This window comes from Pseudomonas sp. 20P_3.2_Bac5 (assembly GCF_025466035.1).
Taxonomy (GTDB): domain Bacteria; phylum Pseudomonadota; class Gammaproteobacteria; order Pseudomonadales; family Pseudomonadaceae; genus Aquipseudomonas.
Window position 1 is genome coordinate 127,284 of record NZ_JANLOA010000070.1, and the last position, 25,141, is coordinate 152,424.

19 protein-coding genes are annotated in these 25,141 nt (G+C 64.5%); 9 read left to right on the top strand and 10 right to left on the bottom strand.

What is annotated here, in order from left to right; all coding sequences use genetic code 11:
* Positions 1–234: a VF530 family protein gene (locus NTD88_RS13610; RefSeq protein WP_262128318.1), complete on the bottom strand. Its 234-nt coding sequence runs from the start codon at positions 232–234 to the stop codon at positions 1–3.
* Between the two features lie 182 nt (positions 235–416).
* Between NTD88_RS13610 and NTD88_RS13615 the strand changes: the two genes are divergently transcribed.
* The 3 genes from NTD88_RS13615 (at position 417) to NTD88_RS13625 (ending at position 6,504) form a co-directional block, all read left to right on the top strand.
* Positions 417–2,474, top strand: a complete 2,058-nt coding sequence (locus NTD88_RS13615; protein WP_262154387.1) for a TonB-dependent receptor — start codon at positions 417–419, stop codon at positions 2,472–2,474.
* 230 nt (positions 2,475–2,704) lie between these two features.
* The gene (locus NTD88_RS13620; protein WP_262154388.1) at positions 2,705–4,042 is read left to right on the top strand and encodes a carbohydrate porin; all 1,338 of its coding nucleotides are present in this window, start codon (positions 2,705–2,707) and stop codon (positions 4,040–4,042) included.
* A 44-nt stretch (positions 4,043–4,086) separates the two neighbouring features.
* Positions 4,087–6,504 carry a glucose/quinate/shikimate family membrane-bound PQQ-dependent dehydrogenase gene (locus NTD88_RS13625; RefSeq protein ID WP_262154389.1) on the top strand — a complete coding sequence of 806 codons (2,418 nt, stop codon included), beginning with the start codon at positions 4,087–4,089 and terminating at the stop codon, positions 6,502–6,504.
* Between the two features lie 60 nt (positions 6,505–6,564).
* On the opposite strand, the gene NTD88_RS13630 is transcribed toward NTD88_RS13625, so the two are convergent.
* Positions 6,565–7,014: a ubiquitin-conjugating enzyme family protein gene (locus tag NTD88_RS13630; protein ID WP_262154390.1), complete on the bottom strand. Its 450-nt coding sequence runs from the start codon at positions 7,012–7,014 to the stop codon at positions 6,565–6,567.
* A gap of 181 nt (positions 7,015–7,195) precedes the next feature.
* Between NTD88_RS13630 and lon the strand changes: the two genes are divergently transcribed.
* Both lon and NTD88_RS13640 read left to right on the top strand, forming a co-directional pair.
* Positions 7,196–9,619, top strand: a complete 2,424-nt coding sequence (gene lon, locus NTD88_RS13635; RefSeq protein WP_262154391.1) for an endopeptidase La — start codon at positions 7,196–7,198, stop codon at positions 9,617–9,619.
* Between the two features lie 107 nt (positions 9,620–9,726).
* A complete protein-coding gene (locus tag NTD88_RS13640; RefSeq protein WP_262154392.1) occupies positions 9,727–10,125 on the top strand; it encodes a protease inhibitor I42 family protein in 399 nt (132 codons plus the stop codon).
* Here the strand turns inward: NTD88_RS13640 and NTD88_RS13645 are convergent.
* Positions 10,122–11,132: an alpha-xenorhabdolysin family binary toxin subunit B gene (locus NTD88_RS13645; protein ID WP_262154394.1), complete on the bottom strand. Its 1,011-nt coding sequence runs from the start codon at positions 11,130–11,132 to the stop codon at positions 10,122–10,124. The two genes, NTD88_RS13640 and NTD88_RS13645, sit on opposite strands and share 4 nt — an antisense overlap.
* A complete protein-coding gene (locus tag NTD88_RS13650) occupies positions 11,129–12,340 on the bottom strand; it encodes an alpha-xenorhabdolysin family binary toxin subunit A (protein ID WP_095154854.1) in 1,212 nt (403 codons plus the stop codon). Before NTD88_RS13650 ends, NTD88_RS13645 begins: the two co-directional genes overlap by 4 nt.
* Before the next feature lie 233 nt (positions 12,341–12,573).
* Between NTD88_RS13650 and cmoA the strand changes: the two genes are divergently transcribed.
* Positions 12,574–13,317 (top strand): carboxy-S-adenosyl-L-methionine synthase CmoA, encoded by a 744-nt coding sequence (cmoA, locus tag NTD88_RS13655; RefSeq protein ID WP_262154395.1) that lies wholly within the window; start codon positions 12,574–12,576, stop codon positions 13,315–13,317.
* A complete protein-coding gene (gene cmoB / locus NTD88_RS13660) occupies positions 13,314–14,270 on the top strand; it encodes a tRNA 5-methoxyuridine(34)/uridine 5-oxyacetic acid(34) synthase CmoB (RefSeq protein WP_262154396.1) in 957 nt (318 codons plus the stop codon). The genes cmoA and cmoB overlap by 4 nt, the downstream gene beginning before the upstream one ends.
* A 924-nt stretch (positions 14,271–15,194) precedes the next feature.
* Here cmoB and NTD88_RS13665 read toward each other — a convergent pair.
* From NTD88_RS13665 to NTD88_RS13680, 4 genes are all read right to left on the bottom strand, one after another.
* Entirely contained in the window at positions 15,195–15,404 is a 210-nt protein-coding gene (locus NTD88_RS13665) for a hypothetical protein (RefSeq protein ID WP_262154397.1), read from the bottom strand.
* Between the two features lie 107 nt (positions 15,405–15,511).
* Entirely contained in the window at positions 15,512–18,676 is a 3,165-nt protein-coding gene (locus NTD88_RS13670; RefSeq protein WP_262154398.1) for a CusA/CzcA family heavy metal efflux RND transporter, read from the bottom strand.
* Between the two features lie 19 nt (positions 18,677–18,695).
* Entirely contained in the window at positions 18,696–19,958 is a 1,263-nt protein-coding gene (locus NTD88_RS13675) for an efflux RND transporter periplasmic adaptor subunit (RefSeq protein ID WP_262154400.1), read from the bottom strand.
* 70 nt (positions 19,959–20,028) lie between these two features.
* A complete protein-coding gene (locus tag NTD88_RS13680; protein ID WP_262154402.1) occupies positions 20,029–21,297 on the bottom strand; it encodes a TolC family protein in 1,269 nt (422 codons plus the stop codon).
* Positions 21,298–21,522: 225 nt separating this feature from the next.
* Here NTD88_RS13680 and NTD88_RS13685 point away from each other — a divergent pair, with 225 nt between their 5' ends.
* Both NTD88_RS13685 and NTD88_RS13690 read left to right on the top strand, forming a co-directional pair.
* Positions 21,523–22,197: a heavy metal response regulator transcription factor gene (locus NTD88_RS13685; protein ID WP_262154403.1), complete on the top strand. Its 675-nt coding sequence runs from the start codon at positions 21,523–21,525 to the stop codon at positions 22,195–22,197.
* On the top strand, positions 22,194–23,573 hold the full coding sequence (locus NTD88_RS13690) for a heavy metal sensor histidine kinase (protein WP_262154405.1): 1,380 nt from the start codon (positions 22,194–22,196) through the stop codon (positions 23,571–23,573). Before NTD88_RS13685 ends, NTD88_RS13690 begins: the two co-directional genes overlap by 4 nt.
* A gap of 46 nt (positions 23,574–23,619) precedes the next feature.
* Here the strand turns inward: NTD88_RS13690 and pdxJ are convergent, their stop codons facing one another.
* Both pdxJ and recO read right to left on the bottom strand, forming a co-directional pair.
* Positions 23,620–24,363: a pyridoxine 5'-phosphate synthase gene (pdxJ, locus tag NTD88_RS13695; protein WP_095154845.1), complete on the bottom strand. Its 744-nt coding sequence runs from the start codon at positions 24,361–24,363 to the stop codon at positions 23,620–23,622.
* Between the two features lie 44 nt (positions 24,364–24,407).
* Entirely contained in the window at positions 24,408–25,091 is a 684-nt protein-coding gene (recO, locus tag NTD88_RS13700) for a DNA repair protein RecO (RefSeq protein WP_095154844.1), read from the bottom strand.
* Positions 25,092–25,141: the final 50 nt, after the last annotated feature.

Genomic DNA, 25,141 nt, shown 5'->3' on the forward strand with positions numbered 1-25,141 from the left:
TTACTGCCCGCGTTTGATATCGCGCAGCATCTTCAGGTACAGGCTTTCGACTTTCTCTCGGGCCCACGGCGTCTTGCGCAGGAAGGTCAGGCTCGACTTGATGCTCGGGTCGCTCTTGAAGCAGCGCAGGTCGATGCGTTGCGCCAGCCCGTCCCATTGGTAGTGCGCGACCAGCGCGGTGAGGATGTTTTCCAGTGTCACGCCATGCAGCGGATTCTTGTCAGCGGCGCTCATGCCTGTCTCCAGCAAAACAAAGGTGCGCACCTTAGCCCAGGTGTCGGCGCGCGTCTGCCTCTTTCATCCGGATCGAGGCTTTCAGGAGTCTAGCTGGCGGGATGCGCCACGAGAGGGATTGCATTTTGATTTCACGGCAATGTTATAGTGTAACTATAAATGACCTCTGCCAAGGACCTTGCATGCGTTACCTCCCGCTCCCCCTTTCACCCCTTGCCGTCGCCCTCTGGCTTGCCAGCTCACCAAGCCAGGCGCTGGAATTGCAACCTCAGGTAGTCACTGCCAACCCGTTGGGCAACGCGCAACTGGCCACGCCGAGCAGCGTGCTGGAAGGTGACCAGTTACTGCTGCAACAGAAAGGCAGCCTCGGTGAAACCCTCAACAACCAGCCCGGCGTGTCCTCGACCTGGTTCGGCCCGGGCGCCAGCCGGCCGATCATTCGCGGTCTGGACGGCGACCGCATTCGCCTGCTGCGCAACGGCGTCGGTGCGCTGGACGCTTCGGCGCTGTCCTACGACCACGCCGTTCCGCTGGACCCGGTGAACATCGAGCGCGTGGAAATCGTCCGCGGTCCCGCCGCCCTGCTCTACGGCGGCAGCGCCATCGGCGGCGTGGTCAATACCTTCGATAACCGCATTCCCACCGAAGCCATCGAAGGCATCCACGGTGCTGGCGAACTGCGCTACGGCGGCGCCGACACCACCCGCAGCAGCGCCGGCAAACTGGAAGCGGGCGACGGTCGTTTCGCCCTGCACTTGGACGCCAACAGTCGTCAGTTCAATGACCTGCGCATTCCCGGTTACGCGCAAAGCGCGAAGGTTCGCGATGCCGGCGAACCCGGCAGCCGTCACCGTCTGGAAAACAGCGACGGTCGCCAGGACGGCGGCGCCATCGGCGGTTCCTACACCTGGGAGCATGGCTACACCGGCCTGTCCTACAGCCGCTACGATTCCAACTACGGCTCGGTGGCGGAACCCGGCGTGCGCCTGGCCATGGAGCAGGATCACTACGGTTTCGCCTCGGAAATCCGCGACCTGGACGGCCCATTCAGCTCACTGAAATTCGACCTCGGCTACACCGATTACCAACACCGCGAACTGGAAGAAGGCGAGGTTCACACCACCTTCAAGAACAAAGGCTACGAAGCCCGCGTCGAAGCCCGGCACCAGCCGCTGGGCCCGGTGGAAGGCGTGATCGGTGCACAGGTCAGCCGCAACGAATTCTCGGCCCTGGGTGAAGAAGCCTTCGTCCCGCAGACCGATACCAACAGCGTCGCGCTGTTCCTGCTGGAACAGTGGCAAGCCACCGAGCGCCTCAACCTGAGCCTCGGCGGTCGCCTGGAACACACCCGGGTCGACCCCGACAGCCAGGGCAGCGAGCGTTTCGCCGAGGCCGACAGCGCCAGCAGCTTCACTGCCGCCAGCCTGTCCTCCGGCGCGGTGTACCGCTTGACGCCGGTCTGGTCGCTGGCCGCGAGCCTCGGCTACACCGAGCGCGCGCCGACCTTCTACGAGCTGTACGCCAACGGTGCCCACGTCGCCACCGGCAGCTACGAGGTGGGCGATCCGAACCTGTCGAAAGAGAAAGCCATCGCCAGCGACCTGGCCCTGCGTTTCGACAACGGCACGCACAAAGGCAGCGTCGGGGTGTTCTACAGCCACTTCAGCAATTACATCGGCCTGCTGGCCAGCGGCGAAATGCGCGAAGGCCATGACCACGGCGACGACGATCATGACCATGATGACCACGACCACGATCATGACCACGCAGGCGACGTGCCCGAGTACCTCTACCGCGGCGTGCGCGCGCGGTTCTATGGCATCGAGGCGCAGGACCGCTGGCAACTGCTGGAAAACCGCTACGGCAGCTTCGCCCTGGAGCTGTCCGGCGACTACACCCGCGCGAAGAACCTCGACACCGGCGAAGACCTGCCGCGCATCGCCCCGCTGCGCCTGAACAGCGGCCTGCTGTGGAACCTCGACCGCTGGCAGGCGCGGATCGACGTGCAACACGCCGCCTCGCAGCACCGCAAGCCGGCCAACGAAACCAGCACCGATGGCTACACCACTCTCGGGGCAAGCCTCGGCTACCGCTTCAATGTCGGCGAAAGCGAGTGGCTGGCGTTCGTCCGCGGCGAGAACCTGACGGACCAGACGGTGCGCTATGCCAGCTCGATCCTGCGGGATATCGCGCCGGCGGCCGGACGCAGTGTCGAGGTCGGTTTGCGTACAACGTTCTGATCGTTTGCGGCCCTCGCGACGCTTCGTCGCGAAGGCCTGCAAGCAGGATTGTTACCAATCCCACAACACTCCATCGCGAGGCTCCGCCTTTCCAATCCCCACGATCCTCTATATTCTCCCGCCCCAAGCTGAAACGCTTAATCCACCAAAATCACTACACAATCCTGGCGATCCTCCACCCGCCGGGACATTTGCCGTTTTTTTCAACACTCAAAAGATAGCGCTATCTCATGCCTCGCTTCCCTGCTCCCCACCTCCTTGCCGCGCCGCTGCTGTGCGCTTTCGCCGGTGCCGCCCACGGCGCTTCGCTGTTCGATACCGACTCGCCGTGGATGCTCGGCGACTGGAACGGCAGCCGCACCGAACTGGCCGAACGCGGCTACGACTTCAGCCTCACCTACACCGGGGAAATGGGCAGCAACCTGCGCGGCGGTCATGACCACGACCGCACCGCCCGCTACAGCGACCAGTTCGGCTTCGGCAGCCATCTGGACCTGGAGAAGATCCTCGGCTGGCACGACGCCGAGTTCCAGTTGACCGTCACCGAACGCCACGGCAACAACATCAGCAACGACCGCATCAACGACCCGCGCGTCGGCGGCTTCACCTCGGCCCAGGAAGTCTGGGGACGCGGCCAGACCTGGCGGCTGACGCAGATGTGGGTCAAACAGAAGTACTTCGACGGCGCGCTGGACGTGAAAGTGGGCCGCTTCGGCGAAGGCGAGGACTTCAACAGCTTCCCTTGCGACTTCCAGAACCTGGCCTTCTGCGGTTCGCAGGTCGGCAACTGGGTCGGCGACAGTTGGTACAACTGGCCGGTCAGCCAGTGGGCGGCACGGGTTCGCTACAACCTGACGCCCGAGCTGTACGCGCAGGTCGGCGCCTTCGAGCAGAACCCGTCCAACCTCGACCGGCAGAACGGTTTCAAACTCAGCGGCAGCGGCACCCAAGGCGCGATGTTTCCGCTTGAACTGGTCTGGAGCCCGGCAGTCAGAGGCCTCAAAGGGGAATATCGCGCCGGCTACTACTACAGTAATGCCAAGGCAAACGATGTTTACCGCGACGACGACGATCACGCTGCGGCAATGAGTGGCCAGGCCTACGCCCGTCATGCGGGCAAGCACGGATTCTGGCTGGGGGCGCAGCAGCAGGTGACGTCGCTGGCAAGCGACCATTCCCGTGGCCTCAGCGTTTTCGCCAATGCCACGCTGCACGATAAGAAGACCAATGCCATCGACAACTATGTTCAGGCAGGTGTGGTGTACAAGGGGCCGTTCGATGCCCGCGCCAAGGACGACATCGGCTTCGCCCTGGCCCGCGTGCACGTCAATCCCGCCTACCGCAAGAACGCCGAGACGCGCAATGCCGTCGCCGGCGTCGACACCTACGACGACTCCACTTTCCTGCCGGTCCAGGACACCGAATACAGCGCCGAGCTGTATTACGGCATTCACCTGGCCGACTGGCTCACCGTGCGCCCGAACCTGCAGTACATCCGCCATCCGGGCGGCGTCAGCGAGGTGGACGACGCGCTGATTGGTGGCCTGAAGATCCAGAGCAGCTTTTAACCGGCCCCCGGGCCTGACGTTTTCAACATGATGGAGAACTGACGATGAGCACTGAGGGTGCCCTGAGTAGAACCCGCTGGTTACCGAGACTGCTCGGCGTGCTGCTGTTGCTGATGGGCATGGCCCTGGTGGCCGGCGGTATCAAGCTGATGCAGCTCGATGGTTCGCTGTATTACCTGATTGCCGGGATCGGCTTCGCCGTGTCCGGTGTCATGCTGCTGGCGCTGCGCAAGCATGCCCTGGGCCTGTATGGCCTGGTGCTGCTGGGCAGCACCGCCTGGGCACTGTGGGAAGTCGGCCTGGACTGGTGGCAACTGGTGCCGCGCCTGGCCCTGTGGTTCGCCATCGGCGTGGTTTTGCTGCTGCCGTGGGCGCGGCGTCCGCTGCGTGGCCTGGCCGGTCAGCCGGCGCGCATCAACGTTGCCCTGCTGAGCCTGGCAGTGGTGGCCTCCGGCGCCACCGCCATCGCCAGCCAGTTCACCTACCCCGGCGAAATCAAGGGTGAACTGGGTCGCGACACCACCACCCTCGGCAGCACCGCCCCGGACATGCCCGACGGCGACTGGCAGGCCTATGGCCGCACCGAGTTCGGCGACCGCTACTCGCCACTGCGCCAGATCACTCCGACCAACATCTATCAGTTGGAAGAAGCCTGGCGCATCCGCACCGGCGACATGCCCACCGACAACGATCCGGTCGAGCTGACCAACCAGAACACCCCGCTGAAGGTCAACGGCATGCTCTACGCCTGCACCGCCCACAGCAAGGTGCTGGCCCTGAACCCCGACACCGGCGCGGAAATCTGGCGCTTCGACCCGCAGATCAAGAGCCCGTCCGGCTTCAAGGGCTTCGCCCACATGACCTGCCGCGGCGTCTCCTACTACGACGAAAACGGCTACGTGAACGCCGACGGCAGCCCGGCGCCGAAAATCTCCGAGGCCGGCCAGGCCGTGGCCCGCGCCTGCCCGCGTCGCCTTTACCTGCCCACCGCCGACGCGCGCCTGATCGCGCTCAACGCCGACAACGGCAAAGTCTGCGAAGGCTTCGGCAACCAGGGCGTGATCGACCTGACCCAAGGCATCGGCCCGTTCACCGCCGGCGGCTACTACTCCACCTCGCCCGCCGCCATCACCCGCGGCCTGGTGATTATCGGCGGCCACGTCACCGACAACGAATCGACCAACGAGCCGTCCGGCGTGATCCGCGCCTACGACGTCCACGACGGTCGCCTGGTGTGGAACTGGGACAGCAACAACCCCGACCAGACCGCACCGCTCGCCCCCGGCAAGACCTACAGCCGCAACTCGGCGAATATGTGGTCGCTGGCCAGCGTCGACGAGAACCTCGGCATGGTCTATCTGCCATTGGGCAACCAGACGCCAGACCAGTGGGGCGCCGACCGCACCCCGGGCGCGGAAAAATTCAGCGCCGGCATCGTCGCCCTCGACCTCGCCACCGGCAAGGTGCGCTGGAACTACCAGTTCACCCACCACGACCTGTGGGACATGGACGTCGGCAGCCAGCCGACCCTGCTCAACCTAAAGACCGCCGACGGCATCAAGCCGGCGCTGATCGCCCCGACCAAACAGGGCAGCCTGTACGTGCTCGACCGTCGCGACGGCAGCGCCATCGTGCCGATCCGCGAGATCCCGGCACCGCAAGGCGCGGTCGAAGGCGACCACACCGCACCGACCCAGGCCCGTTCCGACCTCAACCTGCTCGGCCCGGACCTGACCGAACAGGCCATGTGGGGCGCCAGTCCGTTCGACCAGATGCTCTGCCGCATCCAGTTCCGCCAACTGCGCTACGAAGGCCAGTACACCCCGCCGTCGGAGCAGGGTTCGCTGGTCTATCCGGGTAACGTCGGCGTGTTCAACTGGGGCAGCGTGTCGGTTGACCCGGTTCGGCAGATCCTGTTCACCAGCCCGAACTACATGGCCTTCGTCTCGAAGATGGTGCCGCGTGCCGCGGTGGCCGAAGGCAGCAAGCGCGAGAGCGAGACCAGCGGCGTGCAACCGAATACCGGCGCGCCGTACGCGGTGATCATGCACCCGTTCATGTCGCCGCTGGGTGTGCCGTGCCAGGCCCCAGCCTGGGGTTATGTGGCCGGTATCGACCTGCTCAGCAACAAAGTGGTGTGGAAACACAAGAACGGCACCAGCCGCGACAGCTCGCCGATCCCGATCGGCCTGCCGATCGGCGTGCCGAGCATGGGCGGCTCCATCGTCACCGCCAGCGGCCTCGGCTTCCTCAGCGGCACCCTGGACCAGTACCTGCGCGCCTATGACGTCAACACCGGCAAGGAACTGTGGAAATCCCGCCTGCCGGCGGGCGGCCAGGCGACCCCGATGACCTACACCGGCAAGGACGGCAAGCAGTACGTGCTGGTCACCGCGGGTGGTCACGGTTCGCTGGGTACCAAGATGGGCGATTACATCATCGCTTACAAATTGCCGAACTGAGTGCGGCTGAGGCCCTATCGCCGGCTTGCCGGCGATAGGGCCCTCAAAACCACCGCAAACCTACATGGCAAACTTCCGCGTCCACTCCCGCGCCTTCCGGTCGAACTCCACCCGCATCCGCTGATACTCAAGCGCCGCTTCCAGCTGCAACGCCCCCCGCGGATCCGGATCGACCAGCAACGCACTGACGCTCAACATCACCTTCGCCAGGGTCAGCGCCGGGGTCCAGTTTTCGTCCAGGATATCCAGCCCGACCTCGCCGTCCTCCCCGATATTGGGATGCCACACGGGCGTCTTGAAGCGCAACTTCGGCGGATGATTGGGGTAATCCGGCGGAAACTGCACATCGAGAAAAAACACCCCGCCTTCATACGGGCTGCCCGACGGCCCCATCAACGTCGCCTGCCAATGAAACAGGTCGTCCCCAACCGGCCCCGCGCTGCAATTGGCCGGTGGATCCTTGCTGAAATCATGTAGTTCGCGGTTGATGCGCTTGAGTGCAACGTCCATCGCCTTACCTCCCTGCCCAGTGGTTAACCGACAAACCGTCACAGTAGCATTTGGCAATCACTGCACTAAGCTTCGATCGGCATCGACCGTCCGGTCAGACTCTCCGACAAAATCCGTCAGGCATTGAAACCACCCACCTACCGCCCCATCTAAGCACCATAGTCATTCACGCAGGTGCCCCATGAGCGACCAGCAGGATCTACCGGAACACCCAGACGAATACGCCGAAGTCGAACATCTCGAAGATCACGATCCCACCGGCCGGACCCTGGCATTGCCCGGCCAACAGTTGCCGGACAAGGTCTACGTCATCCCGATTCACAACCGCCCGTTCTTCCCCGCGCAGGTGCTGCCGGTGATCGTCAACGAAGAACCGTGGGCGGAAACCCTGGACCTGGTGGCGAAAACCCCGCACCACTCCCTGGCGCTGTTCTTCATGGACACGCCGGTCGAAGACCACCGTCATTTCGACACCTCGGCCCTGCCGCTGTACGGCACGCTGGTCAAGGTGCACCACGCCAGCCGCGAGAACGGCAAGCTGCAGTTCGTCGCCCAGGGCCTGACCCGGGTGCGCATCCGCACCTGGCTCAAACACCACCGTCCGCCATACCTGGTGGAAGTCGAATACCCGCACCAGCCCGCCGATCCCACCGACGAGGTGAAGGCCTACGGCATGGCGCTGATCAACGCGATCAAGGAGCTGCTGCCGCTCAACCCGCTGTACAGCGAAGAGCTGAAGAACTACCTCAACCGCTTCAGCCCCAACGATCCGTCGCCGCTGACCGACTTCGCCGCAGCCCTGACCTCGGCCACCGGGGTGCAGTTGCAGGAAGTCCTCGACTGCGTGCCGATGCTCAAGCGCATGGAAAAAGTCCTGCCGATGCTGCGCAAGGAAGTCGAAGTCGCGCGGCTGCAAAACGAGATTTCCGCCGAGGTGAACCGGCAGATTGGCGAGCACCAGCGCGAGTTTTTCCTCAAGGAACAGCTCAAGGTCATCCAGCAGGAGCTGGGCTTGACCAAGGACGACCGCAGCGCCGACCTCGAACAGTTCAAGCAGCGCCTGGAAGGCAAGACCCTGCCGCCCGCCGCGAAAAAACGCATCGACGAAGAAATGGGCAAGCTGGCGATCCTCGAAACCGGCTCGCCCGAATACGCCGTCACCCGCAACTACCTGGAATGGGCGACCGCCCTGCCGTGGGGCGTGTACGGCACCGACAAGCTCAGCCTCAAACACGCGCGCAAGGTGCTCGACCAGCACCACGCCGGGCTGGACGACATCAAGGAACGCATCCTCGAATTTCTCGCCGTGGGCGCCTACAAAGGCGAGATCAGCGGTTCCATCGTGCTGCTGGTGGGCCCGCCGGGCGTGGGCAAGACCAGCATCGGCAAGTCCATCGCCGAATCCCTGGGCCGGCCGTTCTACCGTTTCAGCGTCGGCGGCATGCGTGACGAGGCCGAGATCAAGGGCCATCGCCGCACCTACATCGGCGCCCAACCGGGCAAGCTGGTGCAGGCGCTGAAGGACGTGGAAGTGATGAACCCGGTGATCATGCTCGACGAGATCGACAAGATGGGCCAGAGCTACCAGGGCGACCCGGCCTCGGCACTGCTGGAAACCCTCGACCCGGAGCAGAACGTCGACTTCCTCGACCACTACCTCGACCTGCGCCTGGACCTGTCCAAAGTGCTGTTCGTCTGCACCGCCAACACCCTCGATTCGATCCCCGGTCCGTTGCTCGACCGTATGGAAGTGATCCGCCTGTCCGGCTACATCACCGAGGAAAAACTGGCCATCGCCAAGCGCCACCTGTGGCCCAAACAACTGGCAAAAGCCGGCGTGGCCAAGACCAGCCTGAGCATCAGCGACGCGGCCTTGCGCTTGGTGATCGAGGGCTATGCCCGCGAAGCCGGGGTGCGGCAACTGGAAAAACAACTGGGCAAGCTGGTGCGCAAGGCCGTGGTCCGCCTGCTCGACGAACCGGACGCCGTGATCAAGATCGGCCCGAAAGACCTCGAAGCCGCGCTGGGCATGCCGGTGTTCCGCAGCGAACAGGTGCTGGCCGGCAAAGGGGTGATCACCGGCCTGGCCTGGACCAGCATGGGCGGCGCCACCCTGCCGATCGAAGCGACCCGCATCCACACCTTGAATCGCGGCTTCAAGCTCACCGGGCAACTGGGTGACGTGATGAAGGAGTCCGCAGAAATCGCCTACAGCTACGTCAGTTCGCACCTGAAGCAGTTCGGCGGTGATCCGACCTTCTTCAACGAAGCCTTCGTCCACCTGCATGTGCCGGAAGGTGCCACGCCGAAGGACGGCCCGAGCGCCGGTATCACCATGGCCACCGCCCTGCTCTCACTGGCCCGCGACCAGTCGCCGAAGAAAGGCGTGGCGATGACCGGCGAGATGACGCTGACCGGGCATGTGTTGCCGATTGGCGGGGTGCGGGAGAAAGTCATTGCGGCGCGGCGGCAGAAGATCTTCGAACTGATCCTGCCGGAAGCCAACCGCGGCGACTTCCAGGAACTGCCGGACTACCTCAAGCAGGGGCTGACCGTGCATTTCGCCAAGCGTTTCGGCGATGTGGCGAAGGTGATGTTCGCCTGATGGTTACCTGGGGGAGCGGGTACGCCCGCTCCCACAGCACCAGTAGAACCTGAACCTCCATCCGGTTTAAGCTCCGAGCCCATACCCACTCGCGCTCCGGAGCGATCATGACTATCCGCCGTACCGCCCTGCTGTTGGGCGTGAGCCTGCTGGCCGCCTGCTCGCGCGATGCCGTGCAGCCCGAAACCCTTATCGTCGAAAGCCAAAGCGAGTGCCCGATCCGCCTGAGCGTCGGTCAGGCCCTGACCCTCACGCTCCCGAGCAACCCCAGCACCGGCTACCGCTGGCTGCTGCAGAATCCCGCCAACAGCGTCCTCACCGCCCTCGGCCCCGAGGTCTACAGCAGCGCGGATACCGACGGCATGGTCGGCAGCGCCGGCCAGTCCACCTGGCGCTTCCGCGCCCGCACCGCCGGCAGCGGCCACCTGCTGCTGGTTTACCAGCAACCCTGGGCCCCCGAGGTCAAGCCCGAGCGGACCTTCGACTGCCAGGTTTCGGTACGCTAGGCCGCTTCATAAAGGCGGCGTACGGCCAGCAAGTACCGCGTCATCGCCGCCAACCTGTCCGCCAGGTCCGCCAGGCTGGTCTGCTGCTTCATCACCGCGACCTGCATGGCCCAACTGCGCGTCAGCACCCGCCCTTGCTCCAGCCATTGACTGCGCAGATCGCTCAACACTGTCACGTTGGGCAACTGCCCGAGTTCGCGCTCCAGCCCCGCCTGTTTCGCGTCCCAATCGAACAGTTCCCTGCGGATGGCATCGCGTTCGCTCACCAGCCGGTTCCGCGCGCGGGTCAGGTCGAGCAGTTTTCGCCCTTCCATGACGCCCGACAGATTGTCCACGAACCTCTTCGACGCACTTATCAACAGGTCGGAACTCACCCCCTTGCCGGCAAGCGCCTTGGTCACCTGCTCTACCTCCTGTTCCGTAGGAATCAAGCCCTTGAACACTTTGGATACGCTCGGCGCATCGAAGGCGTCGATCACCAACGTCGTGTCGGCAATCCGAGCATCCAGGCTACTCATACGCCCTCGCTCGCTGGCGATGAGCTTCAGCAAGTTATCGCGCTGTTCGATGAGGCTGGCGGAACGCTGCCCCGTCGCCGGTAGCCTGAGCGCTTCCAGTGCGCGCAACTGCTCCTCGATCTCCATTTCCTTGCTCTCCAGGCGCTCAACATCGCGCTGCGCATCCTGTTCCAGGTCCCGCTCGCGATTGCGCACAGCCATGTCTCGCTGCTCACCCTGAGCCGGCAGGCGGCGGGCCTCCTCCAGGGATGTGCACAGGTCGTCCCACATATGGTTGCGCAGCAGGACCAACGTACTCAGTACCTGATCGTTGAGCATCCGGTCGGTTTTCAGTACCGCACTGGCAAGGTTCTGCGCGCTTTCAACGAACACGGGCAACAGCCCCTGAGTGTCGTTGTAGATAACCTCCAGAATCCGCTCTCTCAAGACGGTCATTTTCGCCACTGCGGGAAGCGGGTAATCATCCACGGGTGTCATGGGATTGTTCATCGAAGGGCTCCTTTGCGGCTGATTTCATCCAGCGTTTCGTTGAAGATCCGCGACAGTTGCGCGGAGAGGCCGCGAATGCTTTCCCACGGCCGCACAACACGCTCGAAGCGGTGGATGAACGTCGCCAGCTTGATGTCGGTATCGATCCGGCGCATTTCCTCCTCCGACTCCTCGACGTACACGCCCAGCATGCTCCAGACATCCTCGAGGTTCTTCGCGGCCGTCTGCACCTCGGTCAGGCGAAACTTCAGGTCGGCGATCTGCAACGAGGTCTTTTCGAAGCTCCCGATCATCGGGCTGATGGCAGCGATTTTCTGTGCCAACGCATCCCGGCGGCATATCAACTCGTTTTTTTCGGCGCGAACTTGCTCGGCCTGCGCGCCATAAATACCGCCAGTAATCGCCACCCCGATCAAGCCGAATGCCAGCCCGGAAAACGCATAGCCCACCAGCGCCTGATACTCGGCACTCTTCTGCGCAATCAAGCCATCCATCGGCTCGATTTCCGCACGCAGCGTACTGATTATTTTCTCGGCCTCGACATTGTTGAGCCGTTGCATCAACCAATCGATTTCCGGGCGCAACTGCTTCACGACCGCATCGGTGAACCAGATTGCCCGCTCCTTGATCGTCGCAATGTCCTGTTTGGCCTCGTCGATGTCTTCCCTGATGAACGAAAGGTAGACCCCGACATTGACGATCTGCGCCTGATCCTTGCTGTCCAGCACCCGGTACGGCAGGTGCTGGAGCGTGACGTCATCCATCACGTCAACCAGGCGTTCACTGAGCCGGCCATAGGCAGCCGTGCTTTTCAGCGCGGAGAGCAGGTGGTCGCCCTGTGCGAGGAACTCTTTGGCGAATTGTTCAAGCTGGGTGCCCAGGCGCTTGGACTCACGCTCGATGATGTCCCACGCCTCGGCATGCTTGCGCAGGCTGGCGTAGTGCCTGAGAACGAGATTGGCATCGAGCCCCAGCAGCGCGAAGTTGTGGCCTTCGCTGATTTCGTCAGCACTTTTCGGCAAGCGATAGACGTACTCCACATACCGCTTGATGGATCTCAGGTTGTCGGCGGTAAAAATCAGCGCCGGTTGCATCCTGTTTTTTTCAGTACGTCTGGAAATGACATCGAAATACTGCTTCGGAACGAACTCGGCTCGCTGCTGGCTATCCAGCGCCTGCAGCGACTCATTCTGTTCATGAATGATCATTGGTGTGTCCTCATCAAAAAGTCCTTCCCGGACCTGATTGCTGTCATGGACGACATGACAGGAGGACTACCCTAAGGACCTGCTCGCGCGATGGGAGCCGCCGGGTTCCGTCCTGAAGGGCGGAAACATCCTGTAGAAGCGGCTGAAGACGGGCGCTGGTCCGGTAACTCATAGGCATCCCTTCCCCACTTGGCTAGAATGTCGCCCCGTTTCGACCATCCCGTGTACATACCGTGAGCCAAGAACCCGACCGTCTATTCTCCGCAGCGCTGGATCAGGTGCCCGACTTCACCTTCAACGAAGATGTCGTGCGGGTCTTCCCCGACATGATCAAGCGCTCGGTGCCCGGCTACCCGACCATCGTCGAGAACATCGGCGTGCTCGCCGCGCAGTTCGCCCGCCCGGACACTCTGCTCTATGACCTCGGCAGCTCCCTCGGCGCCGTCACCCAGGCGCTGCGCCGGCATGTGCGCAGCGAAGGCTGCCGGGTACTGGCGGTGGACAACTCGCCAGCCATGGTCGAGCGCTGCACCGAGTACCTCAAGGCGCAGGACGCCATGTACCAGGAGTTGCTGCCGGTACAGGTGATCGAGGCCGACATCACCGCCCTTGAGCTGCACCCGGCGTCGGTGGTGGCGATGAACTTCACCCTGCAATTCGTCGAGCCGGCCGCGCGCCTGGCCCTGCTCGGCAAGATCCGCCAGGCGCTGGTGCCGGGCGGTGCGCTGATCCTCTCGGAAAAACTGCGCTTCGAAGACGCCGAGGAGCACGCGCTGCTCACCGACCTGCATATCGCCTTCAAGCGCGCCAATGGCTACAGCGAACTGGAAATTGCCCAGAAACGCAGCGCCATCGAAAACGTGATGAAACCCGACAGCCTCGAAGAACACCGCGAACGCCTGCTGGCCGCGGGCTTCTCCAAGGTGGTGCCGTGGTTCCAGTGCCTGAACTTCGCCTCTCTGATTGCCTTGCCATGATCGATCTTTCTCCCCTCGTCCGCCGCCTGGCGGGCACGCCCCTGGCGCAATGGTCCCAGGGCCTGCAAGCGCAACTCGACAGCAAACTGGAAAAAGGCCATGGCGACCTGGAGCGCTGGCAAAGCGCGCTGGATGCCCTGCCGGCCCTGACCCCGCGCGACATCGACCTGGTCAACGGCCTGCGCCTGGACTTCGACTGCGACGACGCCACCCGCGAACAGGCGCGCAGCGCGCTGATGGGCCTGTCGCCGTGGCGCAAGGGTCCGTTCGACCTGTTCGGCGTGCACGTCGATACCGAATGGCGTTCGGACTGGAAATGGTCGCGGGTGTCGCCGCACCTCGATCTGCGCGGCAAGCGCGTACTGGATGTCGGCTGCGGCAATGGCTACTACCAGTGGCGCATGCTCGGCGCCGGCGCCGACAGCGTGATCGGCGTCGACCCCAACTGGCTGTTCTTCTGCCAGTTCCAGGCGGTGCAGCGCTACCTGCCGGAACTGCCGGCCTGGCACCTGCCCTTCGCCCTAGAAGACCTGCCCGCAGCACTGGAAGGCTTCGACACCGTGTTCTCCATGGGCGTGTTCTACCATCGCCGTTCGCCCATCGAGCACCTGCTGGCGCTCAAGGATTGCCTGGTCAAAGGCGGCGAACTGGTGCTGGAAACCCTGGTGATCGAAGGCGATGAAAACCAGGTGCTGGTGCCGGAAGACCGCTACGCGCAGATGCGCAACGTCTGGTATCTCCCGTCGGTGCCGGCGCTGGAACGCTGGCTGCGCCGCGCCGGATTCCAGGATGTGCGCTGCGTGGATGTCAGCGTGACCAGCGTGGAAGAACAGCGCAGCACCGACTGGATGCGCTATCAGTCGCTCAGCGATTTTCTCGACCCGAATGATCACAGCCTGACCATCGAAGGCCTGCCGGCGCCACGGCGGGCGGTGTTGGTGGCGCGCAAGTAAGGGTTCTTCACGGAATACTGGGGGCTTTGGGCTTGGGAGATCTGAGCTTATCCGTTCGATGCGGCGAGGCTGCCGGCCCCTTTCGCCTTTACGGCGAGTCCATTTTGTCTTGGCAAAATAGACGAAAACCGCTGGCTCCTGCATCCGGCCCTACGCTGCGCTCCGGGTCCCCTCCCTCCGGCGCCTTTCGGGGGCCACGCGGCCTACGACTTGCTTCGCAAGTCTTCACCTCGCGTCTTCGGCTACGCCGAAGGGTGCTGCGCACCTGCCCCCTACAGACACCTCCGCTCGGCCTTCTGACGTCGCAATCTGTGGCGTCTGAACTTGCGCGCATCAAGAGCAACAGCAAAAGCAAATCAGTGGCCCACAAAAACTGCTCACACCGCGCCCCCTGTGGGAGCCGGCTTGCCGGCGATAGCGTCCGCCGCCGAGTAAGCTGTTCCTTGCTCGCAAACCACCTGACCTCATCTGGCAAACCAGCACCAGACTTTGCTTTCGAAGATGCGCCAGTCCAGGCGCCGCCCGTAACTTCGCGACTTCAGGAGGCCGAGCGGAGGTGCCTGTAGGGGCAGTGCGCAGCACCTTCGGCGTTAGCCGAAGACGCGAGTTGAAGACTTGCGAAGCAAGTCGTAGACCGCGTGGCCCCGAAAGGCGCCGGAGCGAGGGGACCCGGAGCGCAGCGTAGGGCCGGATGTGGGAGCGAGCGGTTTTGCCTACTTTTTCCAAGAAAAAAGTAGGCCGCCGTAAGGGCGGAAGGGGCCGGCAGCCTCGCCGCATCGAATGGATAAGTTCGCAAAGCCAAAGCCAAAACCAGGACCAAAGCCCATCGTCCCCGCGATTCCGTGAAGAACCAAAAAAAAGGGCACCCCAAGGGGCGCCCAAAACATTCACCTCGCAAAGGAGTTGTGGAGCGGTGAATGGCTGTTACTTGTTGCTGCCTTTCGGCGTGCGCTGATCGCTCTGGACAACCTGCTCGGTCTTCTGCGCCTTGACGCCCTTGTCGCCCCAAAGCTGCTGCTGGCTTTCCTTGAATTGCTGGACGAACAACCGGGCCCGCTCGGCGCCGCCTTCGGCCATGACGCTGGTGCTGCCCAGGGTGAGCGCGGCGATCAGTGCGTATTTGCTGAAGTTCATGGATCTGACCTCGTGAATGAATTCACCGCGATCATAAGGACGCCCGCCTAACGACAAGGTGAGCCGCACATTACAGTGCTGCAAGGCTCGCCAGCGGGCGTCATCGATCAGGCTCTGGCCTCCTCCCGTTCTGCATCCTCCAGCGCTTCATCCTTGCGATGGGCGCGGTAATACAGCGCCGGCAGCACCAGCAAGGTCAGCGCCGTGGACGAGAGAATCCCGCCGATCACCACCGTCGCCAATGGTCGCTGCACCTCGGCGCCGGTGCCGGTAGCCAGGGCCATCGGGATAAAGCCCAGCGACGCCACCAGCGCCGTCATCAACACCGGCCGCAGGCGAGTCAGCGCACCTTCATCGATTGCCTGGCGCAACGGCATGCCCTGCTCGCGCAGGCTGCGGATGAAGGCGATCATCACCAGCCCGTTGAGCACCGCCACACCCGACAGGGCGATAAAACCGACGCCTGCGGAAATCGACAGCGGAATGTCCCGCAACCACAGCGCCACCACCCCGCCCGTCAGGGCGAAGGGAATGCCGGTGAACACCAGCAGACCGTCCTTGAGGTTGTTGAACATCATGAACAACAGGGCGAAGACCAGCAGCAGCGCCACCGGCACCACCACCTGCAAGCGCTGCGCCGCCGACTGCAACTGCTCGAACTGACCGCCCCAGTTGGCCCAGTAGCCCGCAGGAATCTGCACCTGAGCATCGATCCGTTCCTGCGCGTCGGCGACGAACGAGCCGATATCCCGGCCACGCACGTTGGCGCTGACCACCACCAGACGCTTGCCGTCCTCGCGGCTGATCTGGTTGGGGCCCTGCACCAGTTCCACTCGCGCCACGTCGGCCAGGCTGATGAAGCCGATCTGCGCATTGCCGCCGCTGGCCGGCACCGGAATCAACATCCGCGAAATGCCCTGAATATCGGTACGCAACTCATCCGGCAGGCGCACCACCAGATCGAAGCGGCGGTCGCCTTCATAGAGAATGCCGGCCTTTCGCCCGCCCACCGCCACCGCGATGCTGTCCTGCACATCACCAACGTTCAGCCCGTAGCGGGCAGCCTTGTCGCGATCGACATCGATGGTCAGCACCGGCAGGCCGCTGGTCTGCTCGACCTTCACTTCAGAAGCACCCGGCACACCTTGCAGGGTGCTGGCGATCTGGGCGGCGGTGCGGTTGAGCACGCTCATGTCGTCGCCGAACAACTTCACCGCGACATCACTGCGCACCCCGGAAATCAGCTCGTTGAACCGTAACTGGATCGGCTGCGACAGCTCGTAGTTGCTGCCAGGCACCCGTGCCGCCGCGCGCTGGATATCGGCGATCAATTGTTCACGGGACTTGCCGGGATCCGGCCACTGCGCCTTCGGCTTGAGCATCACGTAGCTGTCGGAAATGTTCGGCGGCATCGGGTCGGCGGCGATCTCGGCGGTGCCGGTGCGGGCAAATACCCGCTGCACTTCCGGCACCTGTTCCAGCACGCTGCGCTCCAGTTGCTGCTGCATCTGCACCGACTGGCTCAGGCTGGTGCCCGGCACACGCAGGGCCTGCAAGGCGAAGTCGCCTTCGCTCAGGCTCGGCACGAACTCACTGCCCATGCGCCCGGCCAGCACGCCGGACAACAACACCATCACCGCGGCCAGGCTGAACGCCAGCGGTCGATGCCCCATCACCCAGCGCAGCAGCGGCGCGTAGCCACGCTTGGCGCCGCGCATCAGGGCGTTTTCCTCTTCCTTGACCTTGCCGGTGACAAACAGCGCCAGGGCCGCCGGCACGAAGGTTACCGACAGCAGCATGGCGCCAAGCAAGGCGATGACCACGGTAAAGGCCATGGGGTGGAACATCTTGCCCTCGACACCACTCAGGGCAAAGATCGGCAGGTACACCACCATGATGATCAGTTGCCCGTAGATCAGCGGCCGGCGCGCTTCGCGGGAAGCGGCGAACACTTCCCGCAGGCGCTCGGCGCGGGTCAGCAGGCGGCCATGATGCTGCTGGGCGTGGGCCAGGCGGCGAATGGCGTTCTCGACGATCACCACCGCGCCGTCGACGATGATGCCGAAGTCCAGCGCGCCCAGGCTCATCAGGTTGGCGCTGACCTTGTTGCTGAACATCCCGGTGAAGGTGAACAGCATCGACAGCGGGATCACCATCGCAGTGATCAGCGCCGCGCGGATATTGCCAAGGAACAGGAACAACACCGCGATGACCAGGATCGCGCCTTCCACCAGGTTCTTCTTCACCGTGGCGATGGCCTTGTCCACCAGGTCGGTGCGGTCGTACACCGTCACCGCCTTGACCCCGGCCGGGAGTGTCTTGTTGATCTGCTCGAGCTTCTGCGCCACGGCTTGCGACACGCTGCGGCTGTTTTCGCCGATCAGCATGAACACCGTACCGAGCACCACTTCACGGCCATTCTCGGTGGCCGCGCCGCTGCGCAGTTCGCGGCCAATGCCGACCTCGGCCACCGAGCGCACGCGGATCGGCGTGCCGTCGATATTGGCCAGGACGATGTTGGCGATGTCCTCGATGCCTGCCAGTTGCCCCGGCGCGCGAATCAGCAACTGCTCGCCCTGGCGCTCGATGTAGCCGGCGCCGACGTTGGCGTTGTTGCGCTCCAGCGCGGTGAGCAGGTCATTGAGCGTCAGCTTGTAGGCGGCCAGGCGCTTGAGATCAGGCGCAATCTGGAACTCCTTGGCGAAGCCGCCGATGCTGTTGATCTCGGCCACGCCACGCACGTTGCGCAGTTGCGGCTTGATGATCCAGTCCTGGATCTCGCGCAGGTCGGTAGGGGTGTAGAGGCTGCCATCCGCCTTGCGCGCGCCCTCCTCGGCCTCCACCGTCCACAGGAAAATCTCCCCCAGGCCGGTGGAAATCGGCCCCATGGCCGTCTCGACGCCTTCGGGCAATTGCTCGCGAGCCAGTTGCAGGCGCTCATTGACCAGTTGCCGGGCGAAGAACAGGTCGGTGCCGTCCTCGAAGATCACCGTCACCTGAGACAACCCCGAGCGCGACAGCGAACGGGTCTGTTCCAGGCCGGGCAAACCGGCCATGGCGGTTTCGATGGCGAAGGTGATGCGCTGTTCGGTTTCCAGCGGCGAGAAACCGTCCGCCGCGGTGTTGATCTGCACCTGGACGTTGGTGATGTCAGGTACCGCGTCAATGGGCAGTTTCTGGTAGCTGGCCAATCCCAGCCCGGCCATCAGCAGCACACCGAGCAGCACGATCAGGCGCTGCTCGATGGCGAATTGAATGATGCGTTCGAACATGACGATTACCCGTGGCGGCTCAGTGAGAATGCTCGGCGCTGGCCTTGCCCAGTTCCGACTTGAGAATGAAGCTGCCCTGCGCGGCCACTTGCTGGCCGGCCTGCAGGCCGCTCACCTGGACAAAGCCCTCGGCGGCCACGCCCGGCTGCACCGGCTGGGCGACGAAGCCTTCGGCGTTGCGGACGAACACCACGGTTTTATCCTCGACGGTCTGCACCGCTTGCTCGGGGACGGCGAGGGCATCGGCCAGGCGCTCGGTCGGCACCTGCACCGCCACGAACAACCCCGGACGCCAGGCGCCACGCGGGTTGTCCAGGGTCACCCGGACCGTGGCGGTGCGCGTCTGCTCGCCCAGCAGGCTGCCGACATGGCTGATGGTGCCGCTGACCTGCTCGCCGAGGTCGCTCGCCACCACCGTGACCGGCATGCCGACCCGCACCGAGGCCAGGTCACGCGGGGCCACGCCGAAGGTCGCCCAGACTTTCGACAGGTCCGACAGGGTGAAGGCGGCACTGTTTTCGCTGACCACTTCGCCGGGCACCAGATGCTTTTCCACTACCTGTCCGGCGAATGGCGCGCGCAGTTCGTAGCGATTGCCGCCGGCCAGCACCACGCTGCCGCTGAGGGCGCTGATTTTCTGCCGGGCATTGGCCGCGGCGATCTCGGCTTCCTGCAAGGCCTGCCGGGCTTGCAGGTAATCCTGCTCGGCGGAGATACCTTCCTCCCACAGGTCCTTTTCCCGCGCCAGGGTGCTGCGCGCCATCTCCAGCCGGCGCTGGCTGGCCGCCAGTTCACTGCGCTGCTCGGACACCTGCGGGCTGGCGATCACCGCCAACAGCTCGCCGGCCTTGACCTGCTGACCGAGGCTGACCGCCACCGACTCGACAACGCCAGCCGCGCGCGGCACCAGATGGGCAGTGCGGTCTTCGTCGAAACGGACCTCGCCCGGCAAGTGCAGGCTGCGGCTCAGGGTCCGCGCCTCCACCGTGGCCAGTTCGATTCCGGCCACGGCAATCTGCTCGTCGCTCAGCCGTACATGACCTTCCTCGCCCTCGCCTTCGGCGCCTTCTTCGCCGTGCCCATGGCCGGCTTCAGCCTCGTCGCCATGGCCCTTTTCTTCATGCTTCTCGTCACCATGGCCTTCTTCGCCATGTTCATCGTGCCCTGCGGCGCGGGCCGGTTGCTCGGCATGCGGAGCGGCGATCCGTTGCCCGAGCACGGTGCCCAGGCCGAGCCCGAGCACCAGCGTCACGGACAGCAGCGTGATGGTTTTCCTGTTCATGCAAATTCCTCGGCAAAGGCGCGACGGGCCGGGGCCGGCCGCGCGCAGTCAGATTCGAAACGTGGGGGAATCAGAGCGGGGTGCCGGTCAGGTCACCGAAGATCCGCTGGATGCGGGCCTGGGCGTCGGTACCCGACGCCTGCGCCGCGAGGTATTGGGTGCGTGCCTCGACCAGCGTGCGCTGGGCGTCGAGCACATCGAGGAAGCCAAACTTGCCGCGTTCGAAACCGCGGGTGGCGACGTCCACCGCCTGTTGCGCGGCCGGCAGGATCGAGGTCTCGAACGAGCGCACTTCGTGCCCGGCGGTTCGCCACTGGGCCAGGGCCTGGATCACTTCGCTACGCACCCGCAGCTCCGTGCCGTTGCGCAGGTCGCGCGCCTGGTCGGCGCGGCGCGCGGCGGCCAGCACATTGCCCTGGTTGCGGTCGAACAACGGCAGCGGGACCGACACCCCGAGCACGTTGACCCGCTCGCGCTCAGTGCGGTCGTATTGGCTGCCGACACTCAGGGTCAGGTCGGGAATCCGTTGGCTGCGGGCCACGCCCAGGGCCGCTTCGCTCTGGTCGATCTGCAGGCTGGCGAGGCGCACATCGGCGGTCTGTGGGAGGCGATCGAGCAGCGGCTCGGACGCCGGCACCGGCGACAGGCCGCTCGTCACCGGCTCGACCCGGTCAAAACCGGCCTGGGCGATACCGATGACAGCCGTCAGTTGCTGATGGGCAACCGCGACGGCCTGCTCCGCCCGCTGCTGCTCCAGGCGCATCTGCGACACCTGCACCTGCGCCCGCGTCGCTTCGATGGGCGATGCCGTCCCGGCCCGAACCCGGCCTTGAACCACTTGCAACCCACGCTCGGTCAGGCGCAGCGACTGCCCGGCCAGTTCCAGTCGCTCCTGGGCCCGGGCGGCGTCATGAAAGGCCGCGGTGACGTCAGCGTGCAGGGCGTTTTGCCGGCGCTCCAGCTCCAGCGCGGCGACAGCCTGGTCGCGCTCGGACAGGGCGATCCGCGCGCCGCGCTTACCGCCCAGCTCGATCTGTTGGCTGAGGGTGACGGTGGTGGTCTGGCTGCGGCGACGGGTGTCTTCGACTTCCCAGCTCAACTCCGGGTTGGGCAGCACACCGGCCTGGATGCGCTCGCCAGCGGCGATGTCGGTGCCCCAGCGCGCGGCCGCCAGTTCCGGGTTGAGTTCGCGGGCGCTGCGCAAGGCGTCATCCAGCGTTAGGGTCGAGGCCAGGCTGGCCGGGGCCAGCACCCACAGCGCCAGGCTCAATGACAGCGGCCAGGCCCGCGCTTTTCGCGGACCGCGGCCGACACGTCCGGTGGTGATTGTGCAACGCATGGCTGTACTCCCCTGCGCCCTGTCGCAGGCCGGCAGGGCGGCTGACTTTTCGGAGCGAGCCACTCTAGGGAGCGGGCTTTATCGGCAAGGTGACTGAAATATTACAAATCTGTCATTTCCGCCTTCGACCACCGCCGCCTGGCTTACCATGCCGAGCGCCGCTTGACCCTGAAGTGACTTCAGGGTCGAGAATCGCCCCCCTCTTTCCGCCATGCCGAGAACCTCATGCGCCTGCTCATCATCGAGGACGAAGTCCGCACCGCCGACTATCTGCAACAGGGTCTCTCCGAAAACGGCTACGTGGTCGACTGCGCCCGCACCGGCCCGGATGGCCTGCACCTGGCCCGGCAGCAGGCTTATGACCTGATCATTCTCGACGTCAATTTGCCGGAGCTTGATGGCTGGAGCGTGCTACAGCGCCTGCGCGCCCATTCCGCCACGCGAATCATGATGCTCACCGCCCATGGCCGACTGTCCGACCGGGTCAAGGGCCTGGACCTGGGGGCCGACGACTATCTGCTCAAACCCTTCGAATTTCCCGAGTTGCTGGCGCGTATCCGCACCTTGCTGCGGCGCAGCGAGCACTCTTTGCAACCGGCCACCCTGAAAGTCGCCGACCTGGAACTGGACCCCAGCCGCCACCGCGCCTGGCGCGGCGGCCAACGCATCGACCTGACCGCCAAGGAGTTCTCCCTGCTGCACCTGCTGATGCGCCAGAGCGGTGACGTGCTGTCGCGCACGCAGATCATTTCGCTGGTCTGGGACATGAATTTCGATTGCGACACCAATGTCGTCGAAGTCTCGATTCGGCGCCTGCGAGCGAAGATCGACGACCCGTTCGAGGACAAACTGATCCACACCCTGCGCGGCGTCGGCTACGTGCTGGAAGCCCGCGAATGAGAACGACGCGGCTGTCGCTGCGCCTGGGCCTTAGCGTGATTGTCATGGGCGCGGCGCTGGTGCTGCTGCTGGCAGCGCTGGCAGTGGTGGCGCTGGAGCACGAACTGGACAACCGCGCACGCGCGCAGTTGACGCGCAAGATGGATCAGATCGAGCACAGCCTGAATGTCGACCTCAGGGTCGCCGACCTGCGCGCCCGCGCCCATCCCCTGCTGGATGTGGTGATGGGCCACGACAACCTGAGCCTGAGCGTGGCCGCACGCCATGGTCGCCATCCGGAACTGCTCAGCCTCGGCCCGCCGCTGGAGGCGCCGCCGGACACCGTCGTCGTCGGGCCCGCGCTGTCCTTCACCCAGTGGCGTGATAGCCAGGACAATCCGCTGCTCTCCGCCGCCCGCGCCATGCGCCTGCAGGACGGCACGGCGGTGCAGGTACTGCTGACGGTCAACCGCAGCGACGACCTCGACCTGCTGCAGGCCTACCTGCGCTCCACCGTGTTGGCGTTGCCGCTGTTGCTGCTGCTGATCGGCGTGTGCGCCTGGAAACTGGTGCAGGGCGGACTGGCGCCCTTGCGCCGCTTCGGCCATATCGCCGCGCAAGTCTCGGCGCAGGACCTCAGTCACCGTCTGCCGGAAGAGAAACTGCCCCGGGAACTGCGCGAACTGGCACACAGCATCAACATCATGCTCGACCGGCTGGACAGCGGCGTTCAGCAACTGGCGCAGTTCTCCGATGACCTGGCCCACGAGTTGCGCACGCCCATCAGCAACCTGATGGGCAAGGCCCAGGTGACCCTGAGCCGCGAGCGCCCGGCCGAGGACTATCGGGTGGCGCTGGAAGACAGCATCGAGGAACTGACCCGGCTGAGCCGGATCATCACCGACATGCTGTTTCTCGCCCAGGTCGACCAACCGCTGACGCATGTGCAACTGACAACGGTGGCGCTGGGCGACGAAGCGCGGCGGGTCGCCGAGCTGTTCGACCTGAGTGCCGAAAGCAAGGATATCGAGCTGAAGGTACGCGGCTGGGGCACGGTGCAGGCCGACCGCCTGATGCTGCAACGGGCGCTGTCGAATTTACTGAGCAATGCCATTCGCCATGGCCCGGCGGGGCAACAGATTGAAATCGGCATCGAAGCAAAGAATGACGGAATGCACTGCTGGGTGCAGAACGGCGGACCGGGGATCGCAGCGGAGCATTTGCCCCATCTGTTCGAGCGGTTCTATCGAGTGGGCTGCGGGCGTTCGCGGCAGGATGGCGGGACGGGACTCGGGCTGGCGATCGTCAGGTCGATCATGCAAGTGCATGGCGGGCGGGTCGAAGTGAGCAGCGCGGTGGAGGGGCCGACGCGGTTCAGTCTGGTGTTTCCGGGGTGAATGACAGACTTGCCGGCGATGGGCCGCAAAGCGGCCCCGACAACGATCAACCCCGGCTAGCCGCCAGAATCAACGCCTTCATCTCAGCCACAGCTCCCTTGAACCCGACGAACAACGCATGCGCCACCAGCGCATGACCAATGTTCAGCTCGTTGATCCCTTTGATCGCCGCGACCGCCTCGACGTTGTGGTAATGCAGACCATGCCCGGCATTGACGATCAGGCCCTGGCCCAGACCAAAGGCCACGCCATCGGCAATGCGCTTCAGCTCATCGGCTTCTTCAGCAGGGGTGTGGGCATCGGCATAACGACCGGTGTGCAACTCGATCGCTGGCGCGCCGACACGGCGCGAGGCTTCGATCTGGCGCTCATCGGCGTCGATGAACAGCGAGACTTCCGCACCGATCCGCGACAAGCGCTCCACCGCCGCCTTGATCCGCGCTTCCTGGCCGGCCACGTCGAGGCCGCCTTCGGTGGTCAGTTCCTGACGGGTTTCCGGGACCAGGCAGATGTGCGCCGGGCGGATGTGTTCGGCGAACACCATCATTTCCTCGGTAACGCCCATTTCGAAGTTCATGCGCGTCTGCAGCACGTCCTTGAGCAGCAACACGTCGCGCTCCTGGATGTGCCGGCGGTCTTCGCGCAGGTGCACGGTGATCCCGTCGGCACCGGCCTCTTCGGCATCCAGCGCGGCCTTGACCGGGTCGGGGTATCGGGTGCCACGGGCTTGGCGCAGGGTCGCCACGTGGTCGATGTTGACGCCGAGAAGGATGCGGTTGCTGTGGGTCACGAAGAAACTCTCCTGGAAATTGAGCCCGACAGCATACGACGAGCTCAGCGCTTGCGAAACAGTTCGCGGCTGACCAGCGGACGACCGCCCAGGTGAACCGCCAGCGCCTGGCGCATCAGGCGTTTCGCCGCGGCGAGAGCGCCCGGCGCCTCCCAGTCGGCTTCGGCCATGGCGGCGAGGTCAGCGCCGGTGAACAGGCCGGGTTGCAGCAGGTAGACCCGCTCCAGTCCGGCATCCACTTGCAGGCGGTACCAACCATCTGGCGCGAGTGGATCGCCGTTGATGTCCTGGTCCAGGGCGAAGGCGTAGCCCAGCTCATCCAGCAGTCGCCATTCGAACGAACGCAACAACGGCTCCAGCGGACGCCCGGCACCGAGCGCCTGCAGGGTCGCGGCGTAGTGCTCGAACAAGGCGGGATGAGGATCTTCCGCCGGCAACAGGCGGATCAGCAGTTCATTGAGGTAGAGCCCGCTGAACAACGCATCGCCATGCAGCCAGGCGGCCACACCGACGCTGTCCAGCCGTCCGACGTTCTTCAGCTCGCCACGCCCGCGCAGTTCGACTTCCAATGGCAAAAATGGCCGCGCCAGGCTGCCGCCCTTGCCACGGGCACGGCGCAGCACCGCGCGCACGCGCCCTTCGGGGGTGAGGAAGTCCACCAGCGCACTGGTTTCCCGGTAGGCGCGGTTGTGCAGAACGTAGGCCGGTCGGGCCTCTGGTTGTTCCATGATCGGCTTCGGGAAAAGTCGGCCCGATACCGGACGGTATCGGGCCTTGG

What these genes read in the sequence shown, in the direction of transcription:
- NTD88_RS13610 (WP_262128318.1), bottom strand. Translation starts at nt 234, where the DNA reads ATGAGCGCCGCTGACAAGAATCCGCTGCATGGCGTGACACTGGAAAAC.
- NTD88_RS13680 (WP_262154402.1), bottom strand. Translation starts at nt 21,297, where the DNA reads ATGCGTTGCACAATCACCACCGGACGTGTCGGCCGCGGTCCGCGAAAA.
- NTD88_RS13630 (WP_262154390.1), bottom strand. Translation starts at nt 7,014, where the DNA reads ATGGACGTTGCACTCAAGCGCATCAACCGCGAACTACATGATTTCAGC.
- NTD88_RS13640 (WP_262154392.1), top strand. Translation starts at nt 9,727, where the DNA reads ATGACTATCCGCCGTACCGCCCTGCTGTTGGGCGTGAGCCTGCTGGCC.
- NTD88_RS13625 (WP_262154389.1), top strand. Translation starts at nt 4,087, where the DNA reads ATGAGCACTGAGGGTGCCCTGAGTAGAACCCGCTGGTTACCGAGACTG.
- lon (WP_262154391.1), top strand. Translation starts at nt 7,196, where the DNA reads ATGAGCGACCAGCAGGATCTACCGGAACACCCAGACGAATACGCCGAA.
- NTD88_RS13665 (WP_262154397.1), bottom strand. Translation starts at nt 15,404, where the DNA reads ATGAACTTCAGCAAATACGCACTGATCGCCGCGCTCACCCTGGGCAGC.
- NTD88_RS13615 (WP_262154387.1), top strand. Translation starts at nt 417, where the DNA reads ATGCGTTACCTCCCGCTCCCCCTTTCACCCCTTGCCGTCGCCCTCTGG.
- NTD88_RS13670 (WP_262154398.1), bottom strand. Translation starts at nt 18,676, where the DNA reads ATGTTCGAACGCATCATTCAATTCGCCATCGAGCAGCGCCTGATCGTG.
- recO (WP_095154844.1), bottom strand. Translation starts at nt 25,091, where the DNA reads ATGGAACAACCAGAGGCCCGACCGGCCTACGTTCTGCACAACCGCGCC.
- NTD88_RS13650 (WP_095154854.1), bottom strand. Translation starts at nt 12,340, where the DNA reads ATGATCATTCATGAACAGAATGAGTCGCTGCAGGCGCTGGATAGCCAG.
- NTD88_RS13620 (WP_262154388.1), top strand. Translation starts at nt 2,705, where the DNA reads ATGCCTCGCTTCCCTGCTCCCCACCTCCTTGCCGCGCCGCTGCTGTGC.
- cmoB (WP_262154396.1), top strand. Translation starts at nt 13,314, where the DNA reads ATGATCGATCTTTCTCCCCTCGTCCGCCGCCTGGCGGGCACGCCCCTG.
- NTD88_RS13645 (WP_262154394.1), bottom strand. Translation starts at nt 11,132, where the DNA reads ATGAACAATCCCATGACACCCGTGGATGATTACCCGCTTCCCGCAGTG.
- NTD88_RS13690 (WP_262154405.1), top strand. Translation starts at nt 22,194, where the DNA reads ATGAGAACGACGCGGCTGTCGCTGCGCCTGGGCCTTAGCGTGATTGTC.
- NTD88_RS13685 (WP_262154403.1), top strand. Translation starts at nt 21,523, where the DNA reads ATGCGCCTGCTCATCATCGAGGACGAAGTCCGCACCGCCGACTATCTG.
- NTD88_RS13675 (WP_262154400.1), bottom strand. Translation starts at nt 19,958, where the DNA reads ATGAACAGGAAAACCATCACGCTGCTGTCCGTGACGCTGGTGCTCGGG.